Source organism: Bradyrhizobium retamae, from assembly GCF_001440415.1.
In the GTDB taxonomy this organism is placed as follows: domain Bacteria; phylum Pseudomonadota; class Alphaproteobacteria; order Rhizobiales; family Xanthobacteraceae; genus Bradyrhizobium; species Bradyrhizobium retamae.
In genome coordinates this window covers 1-9,159 of record NZ_LLYA01000009.1, presented here as the reverse complement: position 1 = coordinate 9,159, position 9,159 = coordinate 1, and the positions used below count along the sequence as shown (strand labels likewise).

General features: G+C 58.3%; 6 protein-coding genes and 4 pseudogenes. 5 read left to right on the top strand and 5 right to left on the bottom strand.

Annotation, left to right across the window (positions count from 1 at the left end; genetic code table 11):
- Positions 1 to 215: 215 nt before the first annotated feature.
- A pseudogene (locus CQ13_RS03685) lies at positions 216 to 740 on the bottom strand (DUF885 family protein); the annotation flags it as partial.
- 130 nt (positions 741 to 870) lie between these two features.
- A complete protein-coding gene (locus CQ13_RS03680; RefSeq protein WP_245309013.1) occupies positions 871 to 1,545 on the bottom strand; it encodes a hypothetical protein in 675 nt (224 codons plus the stop codon).
- A gap of 209 nt (positions 1,546 to 1,754) precedes the next feature.
- Here CQ13_RS03680 and CQ13_RS46700 point away from each other — a divergent pair.
- A pseudogene (locus CQ13_RS46700) lies at positions 1,755 to 2,095 on the top strand (hypothetical protein).
- 14 nt (positions 2,096 to 2,109) lie between these two features.
- Positions 2,110 to 2,244: pseudogene (locus CQ13_RS40445) on the top strand (IS5/IS1182 family transposase); the annotation flags it as partial.
- A gap of 199 nt (positions 2,245 to 2,443) precedes the next feature.
- Here the strand turns inward: CQ13_RS40445 and CQ13_RS45225 are convergent.
- Complete coding sequence (locus CQ13_RS45225; protein ID WP_245309011.1) at positions 2,444 to 2,671, bottom strand: VirK family protein; 228 nt, start codon at positions 2,669 to 2,671, stop codon at positions 2,444 to 2,446.
- 822 nt (positions 2,672 to 3,493) lie between these two features.
- Complete coding sequence (locus CQ13_RS44935) at positions 3,494 to 3,706, bottom strand: hypothetical protein (protein ID WP_210183061.1); 213 nt, start codon at positions 3,704 to 3,706, stop codon at positions 3,494 to 3,496.
- Positions 3,707 to 4,804: 1,098 nt separating this feature from the next.
- Between CQ13_RS44935 and CQ13_RS03660 the strand changes: the two are divergent.
- Both CQ13_RS03660 and CQ13_RS03655 read left to right on the top strand, forming a co-directional pair.
- Positions 4,805 to 5,504: pseudogene (locus CQ13_RS03660) on the top strand (ROK family protein).
- Positions 5,505 to 5,587: 83 nt separating this feature from the next.
- Positions 5,588 to 5,947 carry a hypothetical protein gene (locus CQ13_RS03655; RefSeq protein ID WP_057841664.1) on the top strand — a complete coding sequence of 120 codons (360 nt, stop codon included), beginning with the start codon at positions 5,588 to 5,590 and terminating at the stop codon, positions 5,945 to 5,947.
- A gap of 651 nt (positions 5,948 to 6,598) precedes the next feature.
- On the opposite strand, the gene CQ13_RS03650 is transcribed toward CQ13_RS03655, so the two are convergent.
- Positions 6,599 to 6,988, bottom strand: a complete 390-nt coding sequence (locus tag CQ13_RS03650; protein ID WP_156433477.1) for a type 2 periplasmic-binding domain-containing protein — start codon at positions 6,986 to 6,988, stop codon at positions 6,599 to 6,601.
- 1,067 nt (positions 6,989 to 8,055) lie between these two features.
- On the opposite strand from CQ13_RS03650, the gene CQ13_RS03640 reads away from it, so the two are divergent.
- Positions 8,056 to 8,916: a host specificity protein gene (locus CQ13_RS03640; RefSeq protein ID WP_156433476.1), complete on the top strand. Its 861-nt coding sequence runs from the start codon at positions 8,056 to 8,058 to the stop codon at positions 8,914 to 8,916.
- Positions 8,917 to 9,159 lie beyond the last annotated feature (243 nt).

The following is a 9,159-nucleotide window of genomic DNA, read 5'->3' as shown; positions in this document are numbered from 1 at the left end:
CAGCGCTTTCTTCTTCGGATCGAACAGCGGCTCGAAGCCGTTGTAGCAGTCCGCCCGGAGGATTCCACTGAACCGGGCCAGATGTTTTTGTGGATGCTCACGGACATCGGATCGCGATACGCACCCAACCTTGGGAAGCCTGCCAAAAGAATGCCGAGATTGCGGTACATCGCATCCATAACGCGGGAGGTTTCGCGGAGGCAGGTGCTACGTCCCTCCTCAGTATCGGGATAGACAGGTTTGGGGCTTGTTTTGATGTGCTCGAAAAAAGCGGCGAGGTCGCCACCAAAGCCAAGCGAGTTCTTTAATCTTTCCATCTCTCCGTGGATCCGGGCGACCTCCTCCAGCCCGTACTCGTGGATTTGTGTCGCCGACAGCTCCGTCGTGGTCATGTGCCTGAGCGCCTGCGCGTAGAACTCAACCCCGTTGGGGTGCTTCCAGGCGCCATCGTCCGTGCTGGACGAGGCCTCGAGCCGGCCCGCCGCCGCAATCAAATCGACGTAGGCCGGCTGGACGAACCTGATCATTGCTTCGATGGCTGCTTCAATAAGCTTGGGCTTCATCACGTAAGATATGGGCAGCGCCTCGACCTTCGCGCGGAAGTCCGCAAGCCACGTCGAGTCGTTTCCTGAAGCATGAAAGGGCACATCGCCCAGAAGAATGCGACAATCCCGATGACCTTGTCGTAAACAAAACCGGGGAGCAAGGATTCCCCTTGCGAGAACGCAACTCGACACCATCGATGACTTGTGCGACCAACCTGCGGACGCCCTCGAGGCGAGAGATGTACCCCCCGCCACCATTCCCGCGTTGATCAGTGAAGTGGGTCATATGGCGCAAGAGATGGTTGTCACGACCACTGTAATTGGTCTACGGCAGGTAAGCGGCGTCGGTGCTTAAGCGCCAACGCTCCGTGAGCATGGTTTCGGCGCTTAGACCGACACGAAAATGCATCCCAGTTAGTATGCTGGCTGCCAATGATTCTGTCAGCCGGCGCCGGCATATATACATGGGGTTGGCGATTTGCACGCATCCCGTCGAGTCGGAGCTCTGGCCGTAATAAGGCCAGCCGATGAATGCGCCGACCTTATAGTTGGTGCCGCGCAGCAAATCGTAACCGGCGTCGGCCGTGTAGTATGTGAACCTTCCGTTGGCCTGGCCTGATACGTTGTTGATATAGGACCACGAGCGTTCGATGCCCCAATCTACATTGTTTATGTTTCCTTTGTTGAAGCGCCCGAGGCCAATATTGCCCTTCAGGAATATTCCCCACGGGCTGTCAGGACGGCCAAATAGTTCTCCGGAAAGTCCGTCCAGTCCGTGATAAGTGAGCCTCGAGATAAGAATGCTAGGATCTCCAGGTATATGAGGCACAGCGCTATGGTCCCATTGGAATCTTCCGCGGCTGAGCCAGAGCCGCGATCCGCCTTCGAATGACCAATCGGCCGTGTACGCAATGGGCGGCACGCTGGTGGGTTCTTTTGCATACAGCGGCGCGTCAGACCATTGCGCCGCCCGCGGGTCGGCGCCAAAGTGGTAGTTCAACCCGACCTTTCCAATGTGATAGTTGCTCGATAGGCTGGTTGTGTTCGCCGGAAGAATTGCAAGCGGTGGAAACTGCACGGTCGGAGCGGTCGCGACACTCGGCCCGCCAAAATGCAGGTAGTCATACTCAAATTTGACGGACCATGCAGGCGTAACCGCCTGCCTGCGATGCAGAAGACTTCATCTGGTGCGGCTGCCGGGGCCGGCTGATGGCCAAGGTGCCCGGCTTCGCCCAGGCCATTGCCGCTGGCGGATCACCGAAATGGACAACTGGGACAGCGACTTCCTCGATCTTGTCGAAGAGGCGCATCTCACCCTCAAGGGTAAGTCCGATTGTGAAATCGCCTTCGGTGCGCTGAAGCACCTTCTCGACGTCCGCTACAGCGCGCGAGACGGTTCGGCCTGCTCGGAGTTTCTCATGGGAAGGTCACGACGAGAATGACCCAGCCTGCGGTCGCAATCGGTTATGATCGGCACTGCGGGCAGGCTCGTCGGCCAATTCTTCATACACAATGGCGACGATTCAAGCTTCGTTTGCGAACGCGGCTGAGTTCTTCAACAGCCCTGGCAGGTCAGCATCACCTCATCGAATGCTGCTTCGGTAAACCGAAGCAATTTCGCCGCGTGGCGACCGGCTACGAAAAGACGGCCAGAAACGACCTGGCCGTCATCACGATCTCGGCTGCCGTGTTATGGCTCGATAGATCTCCACTCGAAAGGATCAGGGTAGCGAAGCCGCACCGTGGCCCTGCGCAGTGTCCCAAACGAACTTCGCGCCGTCCGGCAGTTCGCAGATGAATTCGCCCTGATTCACGACTTCGGTCGCCCCGGCGGTCAGCTTGGAGGCCCGCACCGTAAGCTTGCCTTCGCGGCTGAGGCTGTGGCGGAATGTATTCCGTCAATCCACGGTTTGATGCGCATTGGCAAAGCTGATGCCGTTCTGGGCGGTCACCCTGAAGGCACTTATAACCAACCCGGCCTGCGTGGCCGGCCCGGGCTTGCCGCCATCGACGGTGGTACAGCGGTTCAGGTCCAGTATGAGCTTTACATTCTTGTCGGCCTGCAGGGCACTGAGCACCTCGGCGTATTTCGGCGAGGGCCCATCGGCCTTGGCGATCGTGCTCACGCTTACAGCCGAAAGCAAGGACAACAGGATCGACAGGCGCCTGCCACTGACTTCATACGCTCTTCTCCTCCACAACAACCGCAGGCCACGCAAGCGCCAACTTGCCCGATGTCGTGTTCGCAAACAGCCTGGCGGATTCTGGACATATTCGGTTCGCAACAGCTACACGTGTCGCAACCGCGCGCAAGTCGTTGAAGGATAATCCGACCTCACAACCTCGTACGTAAGGTTTGCGAAGTGGCTTCACCATTTGTGACACCCTCTGCACTGTTTGGTCCAGCGGGTGGCAGCGTCGAAAGTACGAACGGCAATAGTGCGTGAATGCAAAGGAGGCCGATACGACCGAGAGGGTGCAGTTAGGACTCTCATATGAGCGTAAGAAGAGTTTCGAACGAGCCTTCAAGAAACGGGCATCTTGCCGAGCACTCCGTGTGGCCGCCCGGCAGGGACCGCTGCCGCCCGAAGAAATGGTCGGGGAATGGACGGCCGGCGAAACTGATGCGGTGGGACGACGAGCAAAATACTTGCTCGGTCACTTGATCTCGGTATACCGAAACAAGCTTGGCGGAATGTCAAATGGCGCGACGGCAGCGTTGACTTCTTGACCTCGCGCTTTGCGCGGCTCCGGTCCGCCCCGCTCATCGCAATGACTGGCTGACCGGCGGCGGCTCCCGCTCAAAACCGAGCGTGACATGCCGAAACTCGTTCGCTACCATGCGGCGGTGCCTCGCGAGCGTATTTGCTTAAGACGCTACGTAGATGTTCGTGCTGCGCAATCGAAATGGAAGCTCATGCGCCGTCATGATTGTTGACGCAATAAATCTAATCCGTTCGGATATCGGCGTCCCTCTGGCCACAGGCCGCGTAAACGAAGTCTCCCCGACATCGAAATTCGGCAATCGTCCGGCCACCGATCAAATCGATCTTGATGGCGTAACGCAAACTAAGCCCGGAGGAGATGGTCCATACGTACGCGCGCCCGCCCGCAAATGAAAATCCGTGTGGCCGGACACCGGCGATTTCGACGCCGATCATCGGCACCTTTTCGTGAGGCATATCATTTGCACGGGTTTATCTGGGTTGGACACGGCCAGGTGCCGCGCCATGCCCCAACCGGCCCGACGCACCTCATACCCGGCAGTGTGCGTCGGGCCGGTGCTGTTTCAGCATAGGATCGACGCTCGACCGCATTCATCGATGTTAAGTCGGATGCAGCCTTTGTGCGATGACCGACACAACGGTGCCGTTTCACTCGCGTTGTGCGAGGTGGGGCACTGTGCATTGCCGCGTGTGCAACATCAAAAGCGCTTTCTATGGTTCTGGCAGGGCCACCACTGTTTGGAGAGCGCGTTCGCCAACGCGCCTAAGTTGCATTGTTAGGACTGAGTTGCAAGGCTCAAATAGAGTGTGCGAATTCCGAACATCTCGATTAGCCTGTCTGTTGTTCCTACTACCGGATAGGGAATCTCCTATGTTCGATATCGAAACGGCCGCGCTTCTACGCGCGGTCCTGAACGGAGGCTGCAAAAGGTTTCCCAGCACCAAACCCCGTAACATGGATTTCCGTTCATGGCGATCCTTCCGATGCGTTACATTGTAATCGATTTTGTGGCTGATCTTGGGGATGGAATTACATAGTGGCCACTTCAGGCTGTGTTACGCTTGGGAAATGCACGGCTCGCCAGCATATTCAGCACGTATACTGAGATCTGACGCAAGAGCCGTAGCAGCCCCGCATATCGCATAGGGGCCGCCACCCGACCACGCCGCAGGAGATATCGGCCTTTCGCGACAGCGAGGAGCGCGCCTCTTGCCGATCATGAAGGCGGGGATCAAGCCGGAGGGCGGGGGTTAGGGTAAGATCGATCGACCAAGCAGGCTCGGATAGCGCCCTGCTGATCCGGGCTATGCTTGCTTCGTTTCATGCGGCTGCTTGCTCGGCTGCATCCGCGTGCAAGCACGAAGCAAACGCGTTGTTAAGAATTCGCCCGCGCTGATTTGCGCGATTCCGATTCGTTCCTTGCGAACAAAATAGAGTCGGATGGAGAACAAAGCTGTGGTGCTGCGTGTCTGTCTGGTTCAGGTGCGTATCGGCTGGCGTTATGATCATCCGACCGAGCAGGGCGCGAATTCATGGCGAAGAAAACGGCCAAGCGGGCGACACGGCATACGGTCCTCGTGATCGACATCGGTGGTTCGCGCGTGAAGGTCATGACCAGCACGGAGCGAACCAGGCACGCGTTTGCGTCCGGTCCCCAGGTATCGGCGAAAGTAATGGTAAGGAAGATCAAGGCGCTGACGAAGGACTGGTCCTATGACATCATCGCGGTTGGGTATCCGGACCTGTGGTCAACAACCGGCCCTTTTCGGAGCCGCACAATCTCGGTCAGGGGTGGGCGGGTTTCAATTTCGAAAAGGCCTTCGTCCGCCCGACCAAGGTCGTCAACGACGCGCTGATACAGGCGATCGGCAGCTACCAGGGCGGCCGGATGCTGTTCCTTGGCCTGGGAACGGGTCTTGGCTCCGCGATGATCGTGGACGGCATTCTGGAACCGATGGAACTGGCGCATCTGCCGTACTGCAAGACGTTCGAGCAATACGTCGGCGCCGCAGCCCTCAAGCGCGTTGGCAGGAAGAAATGGCAACGCACAACGTCGTCAAGCGTCTGCTCGTTGCGCTGGAGCCGGATTACATCATGCTGGGCGGCGGCAACGCCGGCAAGATCGACAAGCTGCCGCGCAAGGTCCGCCGCGGCGTCAACACCAACGCGTTCGAGGGCGGATTTCGGCTGTGGAAGAAGGGGCCGGTTAGATCGTCCAGCGTACGGCGATAGAGAATGCCGGAGCTGCATAGGCGCGTGAGCTTTGCACCTAGATTTGAATGGCCTCTCGACGATCGACTGTCTATGGTGTTCGCATGTCCCGCCTTGTGTGTCTCTTCACTGCTATCGTCCTATCGCTGTTATCAGTCGCCGCTCTGGCCGCACCGCTTCAAAAGCGGCCGGCTCCGCGCTGGCCCGGCTATGGCTTCCTGCCAGGTTACCAGGAGCCGCTGAACGACAGCCTTCCACTTTACGCCCAGAAAGACGCGATGCGGCGATTGGCACGCCGCGACCGGCGCCCTTGGTACATTGACCCGGTCCCCCGTTACTACGGGTATGATGGCGCCTGGCACTATTTCGGCCGGCCCGGCTTTTACGGCGGCCGCTACAATGGCGGCAGCTTTGGCCCGTGCTGGACGCGGACGCCGATCGGGCCGATCTGGAATTGCGGCTGATTAGGTCCGTAGGGCGCAATGGCGAAGCGTATTGCGGCGTCTGGCGTTGATGACCGATTAAGTTGGGCTAATCCAACTGGCGTGCGTACGCACGTGCCTCCAATATTCGCGACCCGCTGGGAGAGGTCAGTCGATGACCTCAGGCGTGTATGCCAGATGGCGCTTGCCAACGCGCCCATCCTTGTGGCGCTAACTTGGCTGCTTTGGCCACACCGTCTTGCTCATGAGAACGCGTAGATGACCCCGCAGATGCCGACCCACAGGAGCGCGTTGAGGAGAACCGCCGCAAGCGGCCAGAAGTTCCACACTATCCGCGGCTGCGAAGCATCAGCATGCAATGGGCGATCGGCCTGACCGCCTTCAATCACGCGCGGTTTTGGTTTGCCCCAGTGCGTCATCGGTATCCCATGCTTGCGCTGCGCTAGTCGATTAGGGTCCCAGCAAATCGAAGATCATCAAGTCAAGTGAACGTCGCCATCCCGATGCCGATAGGATCACGGTCGTGAGGCTGGCGAGCCAGATCGTCAGCCTTGCCGACTACCAGATCCCAGCCGACCTGCGGTCCAGGTCTGGCTCTCGAGCGCCTAACCATAGCGCTCAATGATCACGTGAGCCTCAGGCCTTTCGGAGATCGATGAACCCCAGCGTTGCTTAGCGGTCGGCGCTGCCCTTCAACGGCGCGGCACCTTGCTCAATCGGACCATAGAGCTCCTGCGGCATCAGCCAGCGCGAGGCCTCATCACCAATCAATTGAAATCTCGTGACAAAGGCGAGCTCGTCATAGCCGATCTCGTATCGATCCGCCCGCGTGACTGTCGCGCCCTCGATGTCCTTCGGCTGCATGGCCTCATGAACGCCGGGCGAACTCACTGACTCGATCACGCCTACCTTAAAAAGTGTCTCGGCGGGGCACATCGATAATTTTGCCAAGGCCATCCTCTTGGACGTCTCCGCCCCGTTCACGAAATTCGCACTCTTCCAAAGTAGGAAGTTTTCGATCGTGTCGATGAAGCGGCCTTCCGGTAGTACGGTTTCATCCACGACCAGCTCCGTTGATCGCGTGTCGGCCGAGATCTGAAATTGCGCACCATTCATTGTCCATTCGCGCCCGCTCTCATAGCTGCCCCGTGACCAGCCGTCCGCTTGACGGTCGAGGCTATCTCCTTGGTCGGTGCGGTTAAGTTGGCGGCGAGGGCCACATTAATGTCTGCCGCTTGTACAGTTACGACTAGCCTCAACGCCGCATTGATCAAGATCAATCGAGCAAGTCTCATTGTGAATTCCTGGGTCGGTGACCAGCGCGCCGCCTTTTAACTGCGGCATCTTCATCTCAGCAATCGGCGTGCCGAACGCGAAAGTGCTCTGCGCGTCGCTTGAAGGAGAAAAAGCACGTGCCCGAAGCGGCACCCGCGGAATAATTTAGGTGCAGTAGTCGGTTTCTCCACATCAACGTCCGCAACCGGACACGACTGGTACGACAAGATAGATGACAAATGATGCCGGTCTTCCTCGTGCCGCCAAGACGGCAACAATGCTTTCGCATTGTGGGTTCAATCCAGCGGCTACATTCAGCGCCGGCCTTTCACCACCGGCTCGCCGTCGAATTGACTGAAGAATGACGTCCGTCACTGGCGCTAAAAGTACTTCCCTCATTCTCAGTGCGCCCCAACGGCGCGGATCACCAGTGGAGGAAGGTACCACCCAGACAGTAGTCGGTTTGATCTGGTAGCTGGCAAGCGGCTTGTCTGAGCAATCGGGCGGGTTGAAGCCTTGCGACAAAGGCCGCCGTGGGCGGTTGAGCAATCCAGTGGGCCGTACGTCTTCAACGTCGCAATTGGCGGCGGTCCGCAGCGGGAGTCGGACAGGGTTGCGGTACCGTTGAAACCGGGTAACGCCGGCGGAGGGAAGGACCCTGACTTCTGGCGCATGAGCGTAGCTCTGGAAAGGCCAGCCGCTCCTCGCCTTGGCGTGGAACGGTGGGGCTAGGGTGATGCGCCCCCTCTGTGCGTCAGCTTATTGTCAGCTCGCGCGCCTATCATTGTCCACAGGTCTTCGAGTAGGCCAGTACGTTGCGATATAGTAGTGTAGTAGTAGGGAGAGCGAACCGCATGTATAGTAGCAGAATCACTGGTTCTTCCAGCCAAGTTCCAAGCGCGAGCCAGGCCGATGAATCGGAGCTATCAGCAGATGGCCGTAGGTTTACGGAAACGCTTACGGCGCCTGGTTCGTCCTCGGGGGCGACACGGCCGTACTCCCTCATTTCCGAACCTCCCATCGATGAGATTGACAGGGAGTCATTCAGGGAAGAACTGAGAAATTTTTACGGTAAGGACATCAAGCACATAGCCGATAATCCGCAAGAATACTCGGATTTCGTTTCCGAAAAGGCTGAGCGCACAGCGATGGTCGCCAGAGCCGGATCCACCGTAGAGGATTCGGACCATGCGCGATATTTCAGCTATCAATTGGGTGACAAGAGTGTCGGGCTTCTAAAGACCGAAGGTCGACGTCGCATGGGAGGGGAGGCGTGGGAGCGGCACCTTCCTGGGCGAAAACACGTCTCGTCCGTTGTCGGCCTCCGGGTTACTCATCCGCTCGTCGAGAACGCAGGCGATATTCTGCTGGAACATCAACTTCGGCTTGACGGCAAGCGGGCGTTGGTCATGTCGCGTCCTGCCACGGATGAGGTGAAGCCCCGTCTAGAGCAGATGGGTTTTGTTCACGTGGGCGACAATGAATATGTGCTTGACCCTAGGCAGCATCCCGACAAGTGGACGCTGAACGATGAGGGAAAATGGCAGCGGGCAGACAAGCCTCGGCTATATCTCTCCAAAGTCGAGAGTAGCGATGACGAAAACGAAGGAAGTGTCGAGAAATATTCGGGCGAAGAATACATCGAAACGGATTCGTCGGGGGACGATCCTTCTTGGTACTTCGACCGGCTCAATTTAGGCCCGGGGACTGGCTAGCAGAAGTCGCGCCGGGTGCGGCTTGGCCTGAAAGTGGCCGACTTCTCGTAGCGGCATGCACCGGGAAGGGGCGCTGCAACGGGAGCGCCCGCCACGCGCGGGTGTGCTCTCGATGCGGCGCGCGAGCGGAATAAATTGGAAGCGGCGGCGGTTCTCGAATTTGCCGGCAGAGCAGCTTCTTTGGAAGCCCTAGCATTACAGTTGCGTTCTTGGAAGGTTTCTGAATCCATGGGCAACCATGAT